This window comes from Streptomyces sp. NBC_00005, assembly GCF_045160215.1.
Classification (GTDB): domain Bacteria; phylum Actinomycetota; class Actinomycetes; order Streptomycetales; family Streptomycetaceae; genus Streptomyces.
This window is the reverse complement of the sequence record NZ_CP108316.1, coordinates 9,679,785-9,698,748: the sequence shown is the minus strand read 5'-3', so window position 1 is coordinate 9,698,748 and position 18,964 is coordinate 9,679,785. Positions and strand designations below refer to the sequence as shown.

The following is an 18,964-nucleotide window of genomic DNA, read 5'->3' as shown; positions in this document are numbered from 1 at the left end:
CACCAGGTTCGCACCGGTGACGTCGGCCATCACATCTCGGCTCCGCCGCCGGGTCCGATCTGCAGGTATTCCAGGTCACCGCACGGGCCCGCCGCCGTCAGTGGGACTCCCGGCTCACCTCGGAACCGCTGGAGCCGACGAGGAAGTCCAGGTCGGCGCCCGTGTCGGCCTGGAGGACGTGGTCGACGTAGAGGCGTTCCCAGCCGCGGCGGGGGCTGGCGAAGCCGGTGACGGTGGCCTTGTCGGGGGTTCTGCGGGCGAGTTCGTCGGCGGGTACGTCGACGTCGATGCGGCGGGCCTCGACGTCGAGGGTGATGAAGTCGCCGGTCCGCACCAGCGCGAGGGGGCCGCCGGCCGCGGCCTCCGGGGCCACGTGCAGGACGACGGTGCCGTACGCGGTGCCGCTCATCCGGCCGTCGCAGACGCGGACCATGTCGCGCACGCCCTGTTCGAGCAGCTTCTTCGGGAGCGGCATGTTGGACACCTCGGGCATGCCCGGGTAGCCCTTGGGGCCGCAGCCGCGCAGGACGAGGACGGACTCGGCGTCGACATCGAGTTCGGGGTCGTCGACGCGGGCGTGGAAGTCCTCGATCGAGTCGAAGACGACGGCCCGGCCGCGGTGGCGCAGGAGGTGCGGGGAGGCGGCGGCCGGTTTGATCAGCGCGCCGTCGGGGGCCAGATTGCCTCGCAGGACGGCGATGCCGCCCTCGGCGACCAGCGGTTCGGCGCGGGTTCGAATGACCTCGCCGTCCCAGATCTCGGCCTCGTCGAGCGAGTCGACCAGGGGGCTGCCGGTGACCGTCAGCGCGTCGGGGTCGAGCAGGTCGCGTACCTCGCGCAGGACGGCGAGCAGGCCGCCGGCGCGGTGGAAGTCCTCCATGAGGAAGCGGCCGGCCGGCTGCAGGTCGACCAGGACGGGCACGCGGGAGCCGATGCGGTCGAAGTCGTCGAGCGACAGGTCGATGCCCAGTCTGCCCGCGATGGCCAGGAGGTGGACGACCGCGTTGGTGGAGCCGCCGACGGCGGCCAGCGCGACGATCGCGTTGTGGAAGGAGGCCTTGGTGAGGAACGTCGCCGGTCGTCGGTCGGCGGCGACCATGTCCACGGCCAGCCGTCCGGTGCGCTGCGCGGCCTCCAGAAGTCGGCTGTCGGGGGCGGGAGTTCCGGCCGTACCGGGCACGACCGTGCCCAGGGCCTCGGCGACCAGGGCCATCGTCGAGGCCGTGCCCATGGTGTTGCAGTGCCCGCGGCTGCGGATCATCGCCGACTCGGAGCGGGTGAACTGCTCCTGGGAGAGGGTGCCGGCCCGGACCTCCTCCGACAGCCGCCACACGTCAGTGCCGCAGCCCAGCGGTGTGCCGCGGAAGGTCCCGGTGAGCATCGGGCCGCCGGGCACGACGACGGCGGGCAGATCCACCGAGGCGGCGGCCATGAGAAGGGACGGGATGGTCTTGTCACAGCCGCCCAACAGGACAACGCCGTCGAGGGGATTGGCCCGCAGCATCTCCTCCGTCGCCATCGCGGCCATGTTGCGCCAGAGCATGGCGGTGGGCCGCACCTGTGTCTCGCCCAGCGACACCACGGGCAGGTCGAGCGGGATGCCGCCCGCCTCGTACACGCCGTTGCGGACCGAGGCCGCGACCTCGTCGAGATGCGCGTTGCAAGGGGTCAGGTCCGATGCGGTGTTGGCGATGGCGATCTGCGGCCGGCCGGTGAAGGCGTCGTCCGGCACGCCCCGCCGCATCCACGCCCGGTGGATGTAGGCGTTGCGGTCCTGACCCTCGTACCACTGCGCGCTGCGGAGCCGACCCATGGAGTCCCTTCCGGTAATCGGTACAGCGGTCTACAGTCTGGAACGCCATGGAGCATACGCAGACGTACGACGGATCGACAGCCCTCGGGACGGACGGCCCAACAGACGCCGACGGCAGCCGACTTGTGGGCTCCGACCGGGTGCTCGCGGTGCTCAAGGAGCTCGCGCGCCATCCCGACGGGGTGGGGCTGGAGGAGCTGACCCGTGCGATCGGCAGTCCCAAGCCGACCGTGCACCGGGCGCTGGGTGCCCTGCGCCGCGCCGGTCTGGCCGACCAGGACGTGCGTGGCCGCTATGTGCTCGGGGACGAGTTCCTGCGCATGGCCTTCGCCCACCACGAGGCCCGGCCCGATCACGTCCGGGTCCGCCCGGTGCTCGAGGCACTGGCGCACCGGTTCGGCGAGACCGCGCACTACGCGGTTCTCGACGGACATGAGGTCGTCTACCGCGCCAAGGTCGATCCGCCCACTGGTGCCGTCCGGCTGACGTCGGCGATCGGCGGGCGCAACCCCGCCCACACCACCGCCGTCGGAAAGCTGCTGCTCACAAGGCAGTTGGGCTCCCTGGAAGAGGTCGAGGCCTGGATCGGCGACTCGCCTCTGGAACGTCGTACGCCAGGGACCCTGTGCTCCGCCGCCGACCTGCACCGCGAGCTCGGAGCCACCCGCGAACGAGGCTACGGCGTCGACGACCAGGAGAACGAGAACGGGGTCAACTGCCTTGCTCTGCCCGTGTACTTGACCTCCCCGACGACACCTTCCGGCGCCGTGAGCGTCAGCGCGCTGACGTACCGGACGCCCGTGAGTGCCCTGGTCGACGCCGTCGACGAGATCCGCGCTCTGCTCGGCCCTCTGGGCACTCCCGTCTGACACACCAACTCCTCTCCGACACACCGACTTTCCTCTGACACACCGACCTTCCTCCGCCTTTTCGACTCCACTCCCCCGCCGACCGAACCCTGGAGACAGACCTCGTGTACCTCATGCGCATCGGTGCCCCCGGCGCCGAGAAGCCCGTCGCCCGCATCGACGAGGAGACCTACGTCGATCTGTCCGACGTCGTCACGGACTTCGACGAGGCGTTCTTCGGGTCGGGCGGCATCGACCGCGTACGCCCTGTCGTGACCGAGCGGGCGGAGGCGGGCCGGGTGTCGCGCTTCGCCGGGGAGCGCGTCGGCGCGCCCATCGCGCGGCCGCACCAGATCCTGTGCATCGGGCTCAACTACCGTGACCACGCGGCCGAGAGCGGCATGGCCGTGCCCGACGAGCCGATCCTCTTCACCAAGTCGCCCAACACCCTGGTCGGCCCGAACGACGACGTGCGCATCCCGCGGGGCTCCACCAAGACCGACTGGGAGGTGGAGCTCGGCATCGTGATCGGCCGGCGCACCAGCTACCTGGACTCGGCGGCTCAGGCACGTGACGCCATCGCCGGATACGTGGTCGTCAACGATGTCAGCGAACGCGCCTTCCAGTTGGAACGCGGCGGGCAGTGGGCCAAGGGCAAGTCCGCCGAGACCTTCAACCCCGCGGGTCCATGGCTCGCCACCACCGACGAGATCGACGACGTCCTCGCGCTGGACATGTGGCTGGACGTCAACGGGGTCCGGCGGCAGACCGGCAGCACCAAGACGATGATCTTCGACCCGTACTTCATCGTGCACCACCTCAGCCAGTTCCTGGTCCTGGAGCCCGGCGACCTGATCAACACGGGCACCCCGCCCGGCGTCGGCATGGGCCTCACCCCGCCCGTGTATCTCCAGCCGAGTGACGTGATGGAGCTGGGCATCGGGCGGCTCGGCACGCAGCGCCAGCAGGTGCTCGGGCCCCGGTGAATCGTCCCTCCATGCGCGCGTTCGTCCTGACCGCGCCCGGCGCGTACGCGGTCCAGGACGTCCCGGCGCCGGTGGCCGGCCCCGGCGAGGTCGTCGTCGACGTCGAGCGGGTCGGCGTGTGCGGCACCGACGTGGAGTTCTTCACCGGCGAGATGGCCTATCTCCACCAGGGGCACTCCGCCTATCCGATGCGGCCGGGTCACGAGTGGTCCGGCCGTGTGTCGGCGGTCGGCGAGGGTGTCGGACCCGGCCTGCTCGGTCGCCGCGTCATGGGCGACACGATGCTCGGCTGCGGCAGCTGCCGCCGCTGTCTCAGGGGACACCAGCATGTGTGCGAGAAGCGGCGGGAGGTCGGCATACGCGGGGCCCAGGCCGGCGCCCTGGCCGAGCAACTCGCCGTGCCCGCCTCCTCGTTGCACACCCTGCCCGATTCCGTGGACGCCACTCTCGGCGCCCTCGTGGAGCCGGGCGGCAACGCACTGCGCGCCGCACAGGCCGCCGCTCCGCGACGCGGGGACCGCGCTCTGGTCCTGGGGCCGGGGACGATCGGGATGCTGGTCGCCATGTTCCTCCGCGCCGCCGGTGCGGAGGTCCATCTGATGGGCCGCACCGACACCTCCCTCGCCTTCGCCCGCGATCTGGGCTTCGCACACGTCTGGTCGGAGGAGGCCCTGCCGGACCTGCCGTTCGACGCGGTCGTCGACGCCTCGAACGCCGCCCATCTGCCCCACAGGGCACTGGAGTTGGTCGAACCGGCCGGCCGCCTCGTGTACATCGGACTGGCCGGCGAACCCAGCCGCGTCGACACCCGCACGCTCGCCCTGAAGGACGTGACCGCGGTGGGCATCCTGTCCGGCTCCCCCGGCCTCGACGCCACGATCCGCGCGTACGCCGACGGAACGGTCGACCCTCGGCCGCTTGTCGCCGCAATCGTGAGCCTCGACGAGGTCGGCCCCGTACTCGCCGGCGAACGCCCGTCCGGCGCCGGGCCCGGCCCCAAGATCCATGTGGATCCCGGGCGGGGTCGGGCGAGCACAGCCCCGTAGAACGCCCCGAGGGACACCCCAAAAGGACGCCTCAGAAGACACCTCATGGGACGCCTCAGAGGGCGCCTCATACGGACGCTCCCTCCCGGCCCTCCCACATGGGCAGCCCTCAGCTCACGCACACCTTTCCCACAGCTCGCCGCGCGAAGGTCGGGCCATGTCTGGCCCCTCCGGCATCTCCGCCACCCGCTCCTGCACGGTCCGCGTGCTACGCAAGCGAGGTGTGCACGCTCCCACTCTCGTGGGTTCTCTCCTGCTGCGATGCAACTTGTATTGCCCATGACAAAGAGCTCCTCTACTGTGCACGTTCTCAGCAGATGCGTCTTGTCAGCCCAAGGGAGGTCGGGATGACCGTGCACGGCTCCAGCCGCACGACGAGGGTCGCCCTGCTCGTGGCGGCCGCCGCGCTGCCGGCGGCCATGCTCACCACACCGACGACCGCCTCCGCGGCCACCTCGCTCAGCATGCTCGGCGCCGACGTCTCGACAGCACAGCGCGCTCTCGACCTGGGCGCCAAGTACTACGACGCGAACGGCACCGCCAAGGACCCCCTCGACATCCTCAAGGGCGCCGGCGTGAACTACGTCCGCCTGCGGATCTGGAACAACCCGGCAAGTGGCTACAACAACAAGGCCAAGGTCCTGGCCTATGCGAAGACGGTCAAGGCGAAGGGCCTCAAGCTGCTGGTCGACTTCCACTACTCGGACACCTGGGCGGACCCGGGCAAGCAGTACAAGCCCGCGGCCTGGGCCGGCCACGGCATCAGCCGGCTGCAGACGGACGTCTACAACTACACGTACGACGTCTGCAACAGCCTCAAGGCCCAGGGCACGACTCCGGACAGCGTGCAGATCGGCAACGAGATCAACGTCGGCATGCTGTGGGACGACGGCAAGGTGATCAACAACGACTTCACCAACCTCAGCCTGCTCCTCAAGTCCGGCTACAACGCGACCAAGGCGTGCAACAGCGGCACCGAGGTGATCATTCACACCGCGGACGCGGACAGCGACGCGCACGCCCGCTGGTTCTACGACGGCATCAAGGCCAAGGGCGTCAACTGGGACATCACCGGGCTGTCGTACTACTGCATGTGGCACGGCACGCTGGCCAACATGGGCAGCGTGGTGTCCGACGTGAAGTCCCGGTACGGCAAGGACGTGGTCATCGCCGAAACGGCGTACCCGTTCACCTCGGGGAACGCGGACAGCACCGGCAACTCGGTCACCTCCGGCTGCTCGGGCTACCCGCTCACCTGGCAGGGCCAGGCGGACAACTTCACCGCCGTGCAGAACACCGCCCGAAGCGCCGGCGCGATCGGTGTCTTCTACTGGGAGCCCACCTGGTACGCGGTGCCCGGCAACGGCTGGGATCCCGCAGACATCAACAACAGCGGCGACGGCTGGGACAACATGGCCACCTTCAACTGGACCGGCCAGGTGAACCCGAACATCAAGTGGACACCGTGACCGCCATGACGACGTACCGGAGACCGGGTCCTTCTACTGCGTAAGTCCCGCCTTCTGGCAGGCGGGCCGCAGGTTCCGGGTGCAGATCTCGTCGACGGTGTACAAGTCGTCCTTGACGAGGGTCTGCTCGATGGTGCGGGCCGTCACTGTGCTCGGGGTGAGCAGCACGGACGGGATGCCCCTGGTGGTGGGACTGTCGGTCGTCGTCGTGGCGACCGTGTCCGCATCTTCACCACGGCCCAGCGCGACTGCCATGGCAGCGGCCGCGGCGGCCTCCTTCCCGAACGGTTTGTACACCGTCATGTACTGCTCGCCGTCGATGATGCGCCGTACGGCGTCGAGTTCGGCGTCCTGACCGGTGATCGGGGGCAGTTTCGTGACGCCGGCGCTCTTGAGAGCGGCGATGGCACCCGCGGCCATCTCGTCGTTGGCCGCCAGGACCCCGCCGATCCGGGCCGGACCCAGGGCCGCGATGGCGGCGGACATGTGGGCGTGGGCGTTCCCCGCGCTCCAGCCCAGGGTGTCGTACGACCTGCCGATCTTCACCTTGCCCGCCATGGCGGACAGCGCGCCCTTGCGGTACCACGCCGCGTTGGGGCTGGTCGGGTCGCCGTTCAGCATGACGACCTGCTTGCTCTTCGCCCGCTCGCCCATGGCCTTCACGAGCGCCTCGCCCTGGAGTCTGCCGACCTGCTCGCCGTCGAAGCTGACGAAGCCCGAGATCGGACCTTCGGCGAGCCGGTCGTATGCCACGACCGGCACACCCGCCTGGTGGGCCTCACGGATCGAGGAACGCAGGGCCCTCGTGTCGGCGGCGTCGAGGATCAGGACCTTGACCCCTTTGGTGATCATGGTGGTGACCTGTTGCCGCTGTCTGTCCGCGTCGTTCTCGGCGTTGGCGTACTCCACGGTGCAGCGGGGACACAGGTCCTTCAGCCGCTTCTCGATCAGCGGTCTGTCGGAGTGCTCCCAGCGGGGGACCGAGCGGCTGGGGAGCAGCAGGCCGACGGGGAAGCCTTCCGCGTCCGCCTCCTCGCCTCCTCCGCAGGCTGCCTGGGACATCGTCATGAGCCCCGCGACGAGGGCCGCGAGAACTTGCCACACACGGGGCCTCATCGCGCGCTCCCCTCTGTCGTCGGGGGCCCCGGGTCGGCAGGCGTCGGCTCTCGCTGCGGCACGACGATCTCGCTGTACACCTGCTTACCGCCGGCCACCGGCACCGAGCCGAACGACTCCGACATCGCTTCGACCAGGACCAGGCCCCGGCCGCCTGTCGACTCCCAGTCCACGATCACCGGCTTGGCGGGCGCACGGGGCGAGGAGTCGCTCACGCAGACGCGCACCCGGCCGCCTCGGAGCATGAGATCGAGGCGGACCGGACCCTGCGTGTGCACCAGGGCGTTGGTGACCAGTTCCGACACGACCAGCAGCACCGCGTCGGCGACTTCCTCGGCCTTCCACCGACGCAGCGTGCGCGCGGTGAAGCGGCGGGCGTGCATGACGGCGTCGGGCAACCGCCACACCACCCAGCCGGCCCGTATCGGCCGGGTCCGCAGTCCGTCGTAGCGCATCAGCAGCAGCGCCACGTCGTCCTCGCGGCGGCCGACGTCGCCGAGCAGTTGGTCGGCCATGCGACCCAGATCCGCCGGATCGGCCGCGGCGAGCGTCGTGCGCGTCCGGTGCATGCCCTCGTCGAGGGGCAGGCCGGAGGCCTCGACGAGGCCGTCGGTGACCAGGGCGAGGACCGTGCCGGGGGTGAGTTCGACGGAGGTCATGGGGAACTCCGCCTCCGCGAGGATGCCCAAGGGGAGTCCGCCCTCGACCTCTATCTCCTCCGTGCTGCCGTCGGGATGGCGCACCAGCGGTGCGAGATGCCCGGCCCGGACAAAGAGGATGTGGCCCTGCTCGATGTCCAGTTCGGCATAGCAGCAGGTGGCGAAGAGATCGGTCTCCATGCCGACGAGGAGGCGGTTGGCGTGCGAGATGACCACGTCGGGCGGGTGACCCTCCACTGCGTACGCCCTGACCGCCGTACGCATCTGGCCCATGATGGTCGCCGCTCCCGCGCTGTGCCCCTGCACGTCACCGATCACCAGCGCCACCCGCTCCTCGGACAGGGCGATGACGTCGTACCAGTCGCCGCCCACCTGCAGGCCCCGCCGCGCGGGCAGGTACCGGGCCACGGCCGTGCCTCCGGGCAGCTTGGGCAGGCGTCTGGGCAGCAGGCTGCGTTGCAGCATCGTGGCGAGTTCCTGCTCGGCGTCGTGTTCGTGCGCACGCTTGAGGGCCTGTCCGACGATCGCCGCGGTGGCGGTCAGCAGGGAGCGTTCGTCGGGGACGAACTCGTGCGGCCGGTCCCAGCCGACCAGGCACAGGCCGGCGACCCGTCCCCTGGCCGGGAGCGGCAGGACCGCCAGGCCTCCGGTGCCGATGCCGGCGAGTCCGGGTTCGAGGGCCGTGCCTGCGGGCCACAGATCCAGACGTCCGTCGCGCAGGGCGAGTTGAAGGGTGGGCAGGGAACTGACCGGTGCGTCGGGCCACTCCGTGCGCCACTCGGCACGCCATGTCTCCGGCCAGGCGGTGGGCTGTGGCGGGTCGAGCACGGTGACCATGAGGCGGTCGCCCTGCAGTTCGGCGAGCGCCACCCGGTCGGCGCCCAGCGGCTCGCGCAGCGCGGTGACCACCACGCGGCTGACGTCACTGACCGTCGTCGCATCGTCGAGCGCGGCGGTCAGCCACTGGATCCTGGAGACGTCGTCGGGGCTCCGGCGCAGGACCGAGGTCGCCGTCATCACGCCGAGGACCTGTTCCGGCCGGTCGTCGGTGCTCGCCACGACCCGGCAGCTCAGGCTCAGCCAGCGCATCTCCCCCGTGGGGCCGCGGACCCGGAACTCCAACTCCCGCCGGCCGAACGTCTGGGTGGCCGGCTCCAGGACCGACACCACCGCGTGCATGTCCTCGGGCAGGGCATGGGCGAGCAGGGTGTCCGCCTTGCCGTCGAAGTCGGACGGCGTGATGCCGACGAGCTCGAGCAGGGTCGCGTCCGCCTCGACCAGGCCGGTGTCCGGCACCAGGACGAACGAACCGACCCGCAGACTCCGCAGCGCGGGACCGAGCAGCGGCTCCGGTGCGGACCGGTCGGCATCGGCCAGGAGTAGGCCGGTGACGGCGTCGGCGTACCGCTCCAGGAAGCGGCGTTGCTCGGTCCCGAAGCCGTCCGCGGAGGTCCCCACGACGACGAGGCAGCCCAGGCGCCTGCCCTCCGTCCCGAGGGGCAGGGCACCGATCGACGCCTCGGCTTGCGGCGGTGTCGGCTCGCCCTCGAACTCGTCGGGGCGGGAGGCCTGTTCTACTGCCGGATTCAGCCACAGTGGCCGGTCGGTGCGGAATGCGCGTGCCGCGGGTGAGCCTCCGGACAGCGCCAGACGCTCGGGCGGCCGGTTTTCGGACGTGGCCCATCGGGCGGTCTCCGCCAGCCGAAGTTCCTCGTCGACGCCGGGCACGTAGACGGCTGCCATGGCCGCTCCGGCGAAGGCCAGAGCGGGCTCGCTCGCGGCCGCCTGCGGCACCGGAGGCAGTGCACCGGCGTCCGCGGCGTCGGCCTCTGATGCCCGCAGCTGAGAGACTCCGGCCCGGGCACGGCCGTCATGAGGCATGTCCGCAACCTACCTCCCGTCCATGCCGCAGATGCGGCTGAGATCGGGCACTCCCCCACCAGAATCGCATATGCGGGCGAACCGCACCGTACCGCGCGAAGGCCGTCGTCGACAGGCCCGCAATCGGGTCGAACGGCCTACGGCGCACATCCCATGGACGACCGCCGCCGCGTTCGCAGATCGACGTGGCCGGTGCCACACTGACGACAGGTCGTCTTGCCACTCCCGCGCGGCACATCCGAGGCGGATCTCCGTACGCGTGGCGTGAGGAGGCCGGGTGTCGCCATGGTCCATGAGGGAGCCTCCGGTTCCGGCCTGGTCGGGCCGAGGGCCCACCTCGCCGGGCGGACGCTGCCGCCCCGAAACCGCGGGAGCCGCGGGCGCGTGCAGGGACCGGTGCTCTTCCGGATCTCCATCCCCATCCCGGAGGGAGGTCGCTGACATGAAGGCCTGCATACGGGGTGCGGCCGTCGCCCTGACCGCGCTCTCGACGGCCTTTGCCCTGTCGTCCTGCGATTCGGGCACCGCGAACGACTCCGAGGGAGGCAACGGGCCGCAGATCGCTCTGCTGCTGCCGGACTCCACCACAGCTCGATGGGAGACGGAGGACAGGCCCCTGCTCGAGAAGAAGATCATGGAGCTGTGCGCGGACTGCACGATCCAGCACGCCAACGCCAAGAACGATGTCGCGCTCCAGCAGGAACAGATGGACTCCATGATCACCAAGGGCGTCGACGCCATCGTGCTGGTGGCGGTGGACGCCAGAACGCTCGGTCCCTCGGTCACGAGTGCGACCGAGGCGAACATCCCGGTGATCGCCTACGACCGGCTCTCCCAGGGCCCGATCTCGGGTTACGTCTCCTTCGACGGCGTGGAGGTCGGCAAACTCCAGGGCAGGGCACTGCTGAAGGCCATGGGCGACAACGGGGCCAGCCGCCAGATCGTCATGATGAACGGCGATCCCACCGACCCCAACGCGGTGTCCTTCAAGGAGGGCGCGCTGTCCGTGCTCTCCGGGAGAGTGAAGATCGGCAAGGAGTACGACACGATTCAGTGGCGGCCGGAGAACGCGAACATGAACATGTCCGGCGCCCTCGCCGCCCTCGGTGTCGGCAACATCCAAGGGGTCTACGCCGCCAACGACGGCCTCGCGGCCGGCAGCATCTCCGCCCTCAAGGCCAATAAGGTCGACCCGCTGCCCCCCGTCACCGGGCAGGACGCCGAACTCGGAGCCGTGCACCGCATCGTCGCCGGCGATCAGTACATGACCGTCTACAAGCCCTTCGGCCCGGAGGCCTCCGCCGGCGCCGCCATGGCCGTGGCCGCCGCCAATCGGACCAGCCTCCAGGAGATCGCCAAGGACAAGGTGAGAACCAGCAGCGGGAAGACGGTTCCCGCGGTCCTGCTCACCCCCGTGTCCGTGACCGTCGCCAACATCAAGGACACCTTGGTGAAGGACGGCTTCTACACGACGCGGGAGATCTGCATCCCCCGACTCGAGGCCGCCTGCAGCAGGGCCGGACTGACCTGACGAACCGGCTTCGACCGAGCCCCGGCCCCGGGAAGGAGATGGTTGCCGTGCCGGCTCCCCCCTTGCTGGCGCTGCGCGGTGTGTGCAAGCGCTACGGCGCCGTCGAGGTCCTCAAGGACGTCGAGTTGGAGATCCACGCGGGCCAGGTGGTCGCTCTCCTCGGCGACAACGGGGCCGGCAAGTCCACCCTCGTCAAAGTGATCTCCGGCGTCGCCCCCGCGGACAGGGGCGTCATCGAGTGGGACGGCCGGACGGTTCACATCAGGCGCCCGCACGACGCCCGGGACCTCGGCATCGCCAGCGTCTACCAGGATCTCTCGCTGTGCGGGAACCTCGATGTCGTCGGCAATCTGTTCCTCGGCCGGGAGATCCGCCGGTTCGGGTTCCTCGACGAGATGGAGATGGAGAGCCGCACGATCGGCATGTTGAAGCGCCTGACCAGGAGCATTCCCGATCTGCGCGCCCCCGTCGCCTCCCTGTCCAGCGGTCAGCGGCAGACGGTCGCCATCGCGCGTTCCCTGCTCGGCGACCCACGGGTCCTTCTCCTGGACGAACCGACCGCGGCGCTGGGTTTCGAGCAGACCACCGAGGTCCTGGACCTCGTCGACGCGCTGCGCGACCGCGGAATGGGGGTACTGCTCATCAGCCACAACATGGGAGACGTCAAGGCTCTCGCGGACCGGGCCGCCGTGCTGCGGCTCGGTCGCAACAACGGCTTCTTCAACGTGAACACCGCGTCCCAGGAGCAGATCATCTCCTCCATCACCGGCGCCACGGAGAACGTGCCGCGCCGGACGACCGCCCACGACGCGGGGTGGTGAGGGGGATGCGCCGCACAGCGGACAACACACGGGCCGAAGACGACGCACCCGTCGCCGAGGCCCAGCGGACACACCGCGGGAACGCCGTCTCCTCCGCCCTGAAGAGCTGGGGCGCGGCTCTACAGCGCAAGTTCCGCGCCGGTGAACTGGGCTCGTTCCCCGTGGTCCTCGTGCTCGCAACGGTCTGGATCATCTTCCAGTCCCTCAACGACAACTTCCTCTCCCCGCGGAACCTGTCCAACCTGAGCGTGGACATCGTGGGCACGGGGCTGATCGCGGTCGGCATCGTGTTCGTGCTGTTGATCGGCGAGCTCGACCTGTCGGTCGGCTCGATCAGCGGCTTCGCCGCGGCCATTTTCGCCGTTCTGAACGTGAACCATGGCGTGCCCGAATGGCTCGCCCTCATTATCGCGGTGCTCGCCGGCATGGTGGCGGGAGCCGTTCAGGGCTTCTCCTGCGCCAAGACGCGGGTACCGGCCTTCGTCGTCACCCTCGCGGGGCTGCTCACCTGGAACGGCCTCATGCTCTACATCCTCGGCACGAGCGGCACGGTCAACCTCGACGAGAACGGCCTCGTCGCCAAGCTGACCAGCTACTACTTCACCAACGACGGTGTCGCCTACGGCCTGGCGGCGCTCTGCGCGGGCACGGTCTTCCTGATCTTGTACCTGGACCGGCGCCGCCGCAGGGCCGCCGGCATGCCGCACCGCTCGCTGCGGGACATCGCGGTGCGCACAGGGGGACTCGCGGTGATCGCGTTCACCACGGCCTATCTGCTCAACCGCTTCCAGGGACTGCCGCTCGCCCTCCTGATCTTCCTCGTGGTGGTGGCCGGCCTCGACATCGTTCTGCGCCACACGCACTACGGCCGGCAGGTCTACGCCCTGGGCGGCGGCGTCGAGGCGGCGCGTCGCGCCAGCCTCAACGTGACCGGCATACAGACCGCGGTACTCGCGGTGTCGGGGACGATGGCCGCGGTCGGCGGCCTGTTCCTGGCCTCGCGCATCACCTCGGTGAGCCAGAGTTCGGGATCGGGCGTCCTGCTGCTCAACGCCATCGCGGCAGCCGTCATCGGCGGCACCAGCCTGTTCGGAGGGCGGGGTACGACCTGGTCCGCGGTGCTCGGCATGCTGGTCATCCAGTCGATCGCCTCGGGCATGGCGATCACGGACACCCCCACGGCCATCCAGTTCGTCATCACGGGCGGGGTGCTGTTCGCCGCGGTGGTCATCGACGCGCTGTCACGACGCTCGCAGGAGGCCCACGGACGGGCTTGACGCGTCACCCCTGCCCGCCCGACGGGACGGACCTACCCGTCGTCCACCTGGCATCCGTAGCTGACACCGAACCGGAACCGGCGCTCTCGGCCGGGCTCGATGCGCAGGGCCTCGGCGAACTCGGCGCGGTTGAAGGCGTTGGTGATCGCCTCGACGGGTTCGAGCGCGATGGAATCCCTTCGGTTTCTGTTCAGGGTGTCGCCGGTGAAGAGGTGCAGGAAGCCGCCGAGCTGCCACACCCGGAGTTCGGCTCCGGTCGCGGGGTCGCTCAGTACGGTCTCGGCCCGGCCGTCGGGGCCGGTTTCCAGTCCGGTGAAGCAGGCGTCGATGACCGCCCCACCCACGCGTCTGGGCTTGCGGAAGTCCATCTCCGGGCACTGGTCGAGAGGCAGGAAGCCGCTCTCCCCCGCCAGCGGGATCAGGTCGTCGTCGGTGCGGACGACCGTGTCCGCCGGGATCCGCAGGACCAGGTCGTCGATCGGCTTCGAGAGGCTGAAGTAGGGATGCCAGCCCGCGGCGTAGGGGGCGGGCCCGGTGCCCAGGTTCGTCGCCCGGATCTCGATGTCGATCTCGTTGGCGCTGATGAGGTAGGTGACCTCGACGTCGATCGAGAACGGATAGCCGGGATACGCGCCCGGCCTGATCCGGGTGGTGCGCAGCCGCAGGCGGGCGGATCCGGGTCCCGTCGTGGTGTCGACGAGTTCGAAGGGCGCCTCGCGGACGAACCCGTGGTAGACCGTACGGCTCCCGTGCCGGCCCGGCAGCAGGTCGTGCTCCCGGCCCAGGAAGCGGTAGCGGCCGTCGGCCACGCGGTTGGGGAACGGCGCCAACAGGCCGTTGCGCACCCCCTCCTGGGACAGCAGTTCGGCCTCGTCGCGGTAGCCGTCGGTCAGTTCCGTCGACCGGCCCCCCAGGAGCGTCCGCCAGCTCAGCAGCGTCGCACCGCGGAGCGCCAGGACGACGCGCGTCGCCTCGTCGGGCGAGGTGACGACGACGGTGCGCTCGGCGCCCAGTCGCCCCTCGCCGATCCGGTATCGGGTCATGCCTCAGTCGGTCTTCGCGGTGAGCTGCTTGGCTCCGGTCATGATCGCGACCGCGTCCTCCATCGAGTGCGACTTCGGCGTGATGACACCCACGCCGCTGCCGAGCCGCTGGATGTGGATCCGGTCGGCGACCTCGAAGACATTGGGCATGTTGTGACTGATCAGGATGACGCCCAGGCCCTGGTCGCGCAGGTCGCGGACCAGTTTGAGGACCTGGCCGGTCTCGCGGACCCCGAGGGCGGCGGTCGGCTCGTCGAGGATGACGACACTGCCACCGAAGGCGGCTGCCCTGGCCACGGCGACGGACTGCCGCTGTCCGCCGGACAGCGTCTCCACCGCCTGATTGATGTTCTGCAGGGTGGTGATGCCCAGCCGCTTGATGTGCTCGGAGGCCTGGCGCTTCATCTCGCCCGTGTCGAGCATCCGCAGTACGGAACCGAGGAAACCCTTGCGCCGGATCTCCCGGGCGAGGAACAGGTTGCTGGCGATGTCCAGGGCCGGGGATACGGCCAGATTCTGGTAGACCGTCTCGATGCCTGCTTCACGGGCGTCCTGCGGTCGCTTGAAGTGGACCTCGGAACCGTTGACGTAGATGCCGCCCTCGTCGGGAGTCAGGGCTCCGGAGAGGCACTTGATGAGGGTGGACTTGCCGGCGCCGTTGTCGCCTATGACGGCCAGGACCTCGCCGGGGTGGAGGGTGAGGTCGACATTGCTGAGGCCCACGACCCTGCCGAAGAGTTTGGTCAGGCCCTTGGCCTCGAGTACCGGTGCGGTCACTGTGCTCACGCCTTCACACTCCGGATCCACTGGTCGACGGAGACAGCCGCGATCACCAGGACGCCGACTGCGAGGACTTGGTAGTTCGGGTCGAACCCGGCGAGGGCGAGGCCGTTGACGAAGACCTGGACGATCAGCGCACCGATCAGGGAGCCGAGCACCACACCCCGTCCGCCGAACAGGCTCGTGCCGCCGATGACGACGGCGGTGATCGACTGCAGGTTGGCGTTCAGACCGCTGTTGGGGTCACCGCCGCCGACACGGCCGACCAGGATCCAGGCGGCCACCGCGATGGTCACACCCGCCACCATGTAGGCGCTCAGCAGTACCCGGTTGACCCGGATACCGGACAGGCGCGCCGCCTCGATGTCGTCGCCCACGGCGTACAGGTGCCGGCCCCACGCGGTGTAGCGCAGCGCGAACCCGATCACCACGTACAGCGCGATCATCAGCAGGACGCCGGTGGTCAGGTTCAGGGAGCCGAGGGAGACCGTGTTCGCGCTCCACAGCAGGAAGGTCCCCGGCGCCAGGGTGATGGTCTGGCCCTTGGCGTAGATGAGGGTGACGGCGGTGAAAATGCTGAGGGTGCCCAGCGTGACGATGAACGGGGGCAGTTTGATGCGCGTCACCAGAAGCCCGTTGACGGCCTGTGCCGCGACCGCGACGACCGCCCCGACCAGCAGCGCGAGTCCTCCCGGCAGCCCTTGGTCGGCGACGAGCTTCGACATCATCAGGGAGGACAGCACCATGACCGCGCCGATGGACAGGTCGATGCCGGCGGTCAGGATGATGAGCGTCTGTCCGACGGCGAGCGATCCGACGACCGCGGCCTGCTGGGCGACGAGCGAGAGGTTCTGCGGCTGGTAGAAGCGGTCGTTGAACAGCGCGAACACCAGGGATGCGAGCACCAGGACGATGGCCGGGCTGAGAGCCGGCTGGCGGTGCAGCACCGAATGAATGCGCTGGCTCACGGTGGCGGGTCGGTTGAGCAACTCCGCCGCCGCTGCCGGTGTGGCTTCGCTGCCCACTTGGGTGGTCACAGGGGGGTCCTTCCGTAACTGTCCTGTCGGCCCGAGGTGTTGCTCAGGCGTGCGGCCGGCTCTCGCCGTGCCGCACCGGGTGCACCGACGGACGGGCGACCGTCACGGCCACCCGACGGCGCACCCGGTTGCGGGCACGGCGCCTGCTGGTTCAGCTGCCCCAGCAGGCCTTCGCGGCATCGGTCGGCGACTGGATGGTGACACCGGAGACCGCCTTCGTGGCGACCAGCCCCGTGCCGGTGTCGAAGAACGACTTGCCCTTGGTCACGGTCGGCTTGTCGCCGCCGCGGGCCAGCTTCGCGATCGAACTGACGCCGAGGGCGGCCATCTTGCCCGGGTACTGCACCGCGTCCGCGGTGAACATGCCACTGGTGACGTTCTTCAGTCCGGAGCAGCTGCCGTCGATCGCGAAGATCATCGCCTGCTTCTCCTTGCCCGCGGCCTTGAGCGCGTTGTAGGCGCCCTCCGCGGCGGGTTCGTTGATCGCGTAGACCACGTTGATGTTCGGGTTGGCCGAGAGGCAGTTCTCCATCGCCGTACGTCCGCCGTCGACGGCACCCTGGGTGGGCTGGTGGCAGGCGACGGTGTACGTACCGCCGGAGTACTTGCCCGTCTTGGCTTCCTTGCCGTTCTCCGTGGTGCTGCCCGGGTCGATGCCCATGCCCTGCAGGAAGCCGTGGTCGCGGTTGATGTCCACCGAGACGACCTGGTCGTTGAACAGGTCGAGCATGGCGATGACCGCCGGCTTGCCCTTCAACGCCGCTGCCGCGTACTGGCCGTCGAGCTTGCCCGCGGCGGTGTTGTCCGTGGCGTACGTGATGTCCGCGGTACTGGCCGGGTTCAGCGCCGTGTCCAGGGCGATCACGAAGAGGCCGGCCTGCTTGGCGCGGTTCAGCGCGGCGTTCACCGCGTCGCCGTTGGTGGTGATCAGGATGCCCTTGTCGCCGCGCGATATCGCGTTGTCGATCGCGGTGATCTGGGTCTGGGTGTCTCCGTCCTTGGTACCCGCCGCCACGGTGAGCTTCACCTTGTCCTTGGCGGCCTGGGTCTTGGCGTCCTTCTCCATGCTGACGAAGTACGGGTTGGTCAGCGTCTTGAGGATCAAGGAGACACCGACGGACTTCCCGCTGTCGCCGGACGCCGAGGACGAGTCTCCGTTCGAGGAACCGCAAGCCACGAGGGTGGCTGCGAGGCATGCGGTGAGGCTGATCGCGGCGGCCCGGGTGCGGCGACTCCTGCGGCCGGATGGCTGGCTGATTGCACTGTCCACGTAAATGCCTTTCCCAAGACCATCGTTCATCGACGCCGAGACAACGTTGACTCGACGAGATATTGGGCGCCGTGGGACAGTGCGTCAAGCCACTGGTAGACATACACGGGCAACGACTTGGTAACGTGGATCACCATGGAGACAACGATGACTCAGGACGAGCCACCCCCACCTGCGCGCAAGAGCCGCCCCACCATGCGGGAAGTGGCCGCACTGGCCGGAGTCGCCATCAAGACGGTCTCCCGAGTCGTCAACGGGGTCAGTACCGTCGACCCCGCCATCGCCACCCGGGTGCGCGAGGCCGCCGACCAACTGGGCTACCGGCCGAACCTGACGGCCAGTAGCCTGCGCCGCGGGGACGGCCGTACCGCCACGATCGGGATGCTCGTCGAGGACGCGGCGAACCCCTTCTCGGCGGCCCTGACCCGCACGGTCGAGAACGTGGCGCGCGAGCGCGGCGTGCTGGTGCTGATCGGCAGCCTGGACGAGGACCCCGTCCGAGAGCGGGAACTGGCCTCGGCGCTCATCGACCGACGCGTGGACGGGCTGATCATCGTGCCCGCCGGCCGTGACCACAGCTACCTCATGAGGGAGCAGCGCGCGGGCACCTGCCTGGTGTTCCTCGACCGCGAGCCGAGTCTGCTGGAGGCAGACGCCGTCATCTCGGACAACCGGCAGGGCGCGATCAACGCGGTCAGTCATCTCCTCGATGCCGGCCACCGCCGTATCGCCTACATCGGGGACCGCGAGACCATCCCCACCGCCGCACAGCGCCTGGCCGGATACCGGCACGCCCTTGAGGTCGCGCACATCGAGTACGACGCCGAGATCGTGCGGCAGGAAGGGGGCACGCTGGAGACGGTCCTGGAGACCACCGAGCAGGTGCTGTCGCTCCCGGATCCGCCGACCGCGCTCTTCACCAGCCAGAACCTGGTCACCATCGGAGCCAGCCGGGCACTGCGGACGCTCGGCCTGCACGAGAGCGTGGCCCATGTCGGCTTCGACGACTTCCCCATGGCGGACATGCTCCGGCCGGGAATCTCCGTCATCGCCCAGGAGATCGAGACCATGGGCAGGACGGCGGCCGAGATCCTCTTCCGACGCCTGGACGGCGACCGGACACCGGCCCATACGGTCACGGTGCCGACCCGGCTCATCGCACGGGGATCGGGCGAGATCCGCCCCGCGGGCCCCGGTGTGCCCGACAAGGGCCGGACAGTGTCCGATCGCACCTGACGCAACGCCTGCACCCAGCGCCCGCACACAGCGCCCGACACCGGACCACACAGTTTCCCTGCGACGACCGGGGTCGGGCCCCCACCGACCCACTCGGACCTCTGCCACCCCAATGCCGTCCGTTCCAGGGAGTGGAGCCGGACAGGGCCGC

At 69.6% G+C, this 18,964-nt stretch carries 15 protein-coding genes; 8 read left to right on the top strand and 7 right to left on the bottom strand.

What is annotated here, in order from left to right:
• Positions 1-97: 97 nt before the first annotated feature.
• A complete protein-coding gene (locus OG303_RS44255; RefSeq protein WP_405875615.1) occupies positions 98-1,813 on the bottom strand; it encodes an IlvD/Edd family dehydratase in 1,716 nt (571 codons plus the stop codon).
• Between the two features lie 47 nt (positions 1,814-1,860).
• On the opposite strand from OG303_RS44255, the gene OG303_RS44250 reads away from it, so the two are divergent.
• The 4 genes from OG303_RS44250 (at position 1,861) to OG303_RS44235 (ending at position 6,162) form a co-directional block, all read left to right on the top strand.
• Positions 1,861-2,682 (top strand): IclR family transcriptional regulator, encoded by an 822-nt coding sequence (locus OG303_RS44250; protein WP_405875613.1) that lies wholly within the window; start codon positions 1,861-1,863, stop codon positions 2,680-2,682.
• 104 nt (positions 2,683-2,786) lie between these two features.
• Entirely contained in the window at positions 2,787-3,647 is an 861-nt protein-coding gene (locus OG303_RS44245; protein ID WP_405875611.1) for a fumarylacetoacetate hydrolase family protein, read from the top strand.
• A gap of 11 nt (positions 3,648-3,658) precedes the next feature.
• Entirely contained in the window at positions 3,659-4,693 is a 1,035-nt protein-coding gene (locus OG303_RS44240) for a zinc-binding dehydrogenase (protein WP_405875610.1), read from the top strand.
• Positions 4,694-5,040: 347 nt separating this feature from the next.
• On the top strand, positions 5,041-6,162 hold the full coding sequence (locus OG303_RS44235) for an arabinogalactan endo-beta-1,4-galactanase (protein ID WP_405875608.1): 1,122 nt from the start codon (positions 5,041-5,043) through the stop codon (positions 6,160-6,162).
• A 33-nt stretch (positions 6,163-6,195) separates the two neighbouring features.
• Here OG303_RS44235 and OG303_RS44230 read toward each other — a convergent pair whose 3' ends face one another.
• Together OG303_RS44230 and OG303_RS44225 are read right to left on the bottom strand one after the other, a co-directional pair.
• Complete coding sequence (locus tag OG303_RS44230; RefSeq protein ID WP_405875606.1) at positions 6,196-7,278, bottom strand: sugar ABC transporter substrate-binding protein; 1,083 nt, start codon at positions 7,276-7,278, stop codon at positions 6,196-6,198.
• Positions 7,275-9,818 carry a SpoIIE family protein phosphatase gene (locus tag OG303_RS44225; RefSeq protein ID WP_405875604.1) on the bottom strand — a complete coding sequence of 848 codons (2,544 nt, stop codon included), beginning with the start codon at positions 9,816-9,818 and terminating at the stop codon, positions 7,275-7,277. The genes OG303_RS44230 and OG303_RS44225 overlap by 4 nt, the downstream gene beginning before the upstream one ends.
• A gap of 442 nt (positions 9,819-10,260) precedes the next feature.
• On the opposite strand from OG303_RS44225, the gene OG303_RS44220 reads away from it, so the two are divergent.
• The 3 genes from OG303_RS44220 to OG303_RS44210 are packed head-to-tail and all read left to right on the top strand — an operon-like array spanning position 10,261 to position 13,447.
• Positions 10,261-11,349: a substrate-binding domain-containing protein gene (locus OG303_RS44220; RefSeq protein WP_405875603.1), complete on the top strand. Its 1,089-nt coding sequence runs from the start codon at positions 10,261-10,263 to the stop codon at positions 11,347-11,349.
• A gap of 38 nt (positions 11,350-11,387) precedes the next feature.
• Positions 11,388-12,170, top strand: coding sequence for an ATP-binding cassette domain-containing protein (locus tag OG303_RS44215; protein WP_405875601.1), 783 nt, complete (start codon positions 11,388-11,390; stop codon positions 12,168-12,170).
• 5 nt (positions 12,171-12,175) lie between these two features.
• Complete coding sequence (locus OG303_RS44210) at positions 12,176-13,447, top strand: sugar ABC transporter permease (RefSeq protein WP_405875599.1); 1,272 nt, start codon at positions 12,176-12,178, stop codon at positions 13,445-13,447.
• Between the two features lie 32 nt (positions 13,448-13,479).
• Here the strand turns inward: OG303_RS44210 and OG303_RS44205 are convergent, their stop codons facing one another.
• The 4 genes from OG303_RS44205 to OG303_RS44190 all read right to left on the bottom strand — a co-directional run bounded on the left by OG303_RS44205 (position 13,480) and on the right by OG303_RS44190 (position 17,577).
• Positions 13,480-14,490, bottom strand: a complete 1,011-nt coding sequence (locus OG303_RS44205; protein ID WP_405875598.1) for an aldose 1-epimerase — start codon at positions 14,488-14,490, stop codon at positions 13,480-13,482.
• A 3-nt stretch (positions 14,491-14,493) separates the two neighbouring features.
• The gene (locus OG303_RS44200; RefSeq protein WP_405875596.1) at positions 14,494-15,276 is read right to left on the bottom strand and encodes an ATP-binding cassette domain-containing protein; all 783 of its coding nucleotides are present in this window, start codon (positions 15,274-15,276) and stop codon (positions 14,494-14,496) included.
• Entirely contained in the window at positions 15,273-16,307 is a 1,035-nt protein-coding gene (locus OG303_RS44195; RefSeq protein ID WP_405875595.1) for an ABC transporter permease, read from the bottom strand. Before OG303_RS44195 ends, OG303_RS44200 begins: the two co-directional genes overlap by 4 nt.
• Before the next feature lie 151 nt (positions 16,308-16,458).
• Positions 16,459-17,577 carry a substrate-binding domain-containing protein gene (locus OG303_RS44190; protein ID WP_405875593.1) on the bottom strand — a complete coding sequence of 373 codons (1,119 nt, stop codon included), beginning with the start codon at positions 17,575-17,577 and terminating at the stop codon, positions 16,459-16,461.
• Between the two features lie 147 nt (positions 17,578-17,724).
• Between OG303_RS44190 and OG303_RS44185 the strand changes: the two genes are divergently transcribed.
• Entirely contained in the window at positions 17,725-18,813 is a 1,089-nt protein-coding gene (locus tag OG303_RS44185) for a LacI family DNA-binding transcriptional regulator (protein ID WP_405875591.1), read from the top strand.
• Positions 18,814-18,964 lie beyond the last annotated feature (151 nt).

Excerpts from the sequence above, each read along its gene's own strand:
- OG303_RS44210 (WP_405875599.1), top strand. The coding sequence starts at position 12,176 with ATGCGCCGCACAGCGGACAACACACGGGCCGAAGACGACGCACCCGTC.
- OG303_RS44205 (WP_405875598.1), bottom strand. The coding sequence starts at position 14,490 with ATGACCCGATACCGGATCGGCGAGGGGCGACTGGGCGCCGAGCGCACC.
- OG303_RS44225 (WP_405875604.1), bottom strand. The coding sequence starts at position 9,818 with ATGCCTCATGACGGCCGTGCCCGGGCCGGAGTCTCTCAGCTGCGGGCA.
- OG303_RS44230 (WP_405875606.1), bottom strand. The coding sequence starts at position 7,278 with ATGAGGCCCCGTGTGTGGCAAGTTCTCGCGGCCCTCGTCGCGGGGCTC.
- OG303_RS44235 (WP_405875608.1), top strand. The coding sequence starts at position 5,041 with ATGACCGTGCACGGCTCCAGCCGCACGACGAGGGTCGCCCTGCTCGTG.
- OG303_RS44255 (WP_405875615.1), bottom strand. The coding sequence starts at position 1,813 with ATGGGTCGGCTCCGCAGCGCGCAGTGGTACGAGGGTCAGGACCGCAAC.
- OG303_RS44220 (WP_405875603.1), top strand. The coding sequence starts at position 10,261 with ATGAAGGCCTGCATACGGGGTGCGGCCGTCGCCCTGACCGCGCTCTCG.
- OG303_RS44250 (WP_405875613.1), top strand. The coding sequence starts at position 1,861 with ATGGAGCATACGCAGACGTACGACGGATCGACAGCCCTCGGGACGGAC.
- OG303_RS44240 (WP_405875610.1), top strand. The coding sequence starts at position 3,659 with ATGCGCGCGTTCGTCCTGACCGCGCCCGGCGCGTACGCGGTCCAGGAC.
- OG303_RS44215 (WP_405875601.1), top strand. The coding sequence starts at position 11,388 with ATGGTTGCCGTGCCGGCTCCCCCCTTGCTGGCGCTGCGCGGTGTGTGC.
- OG303_RS44185 (WP_405875591.1), top strand. The coding sequence starts at position 17,725 with ATGACTCAGGACGAGCCACCCCCACCTGCGCGCAAGAGCCGCCCCACC.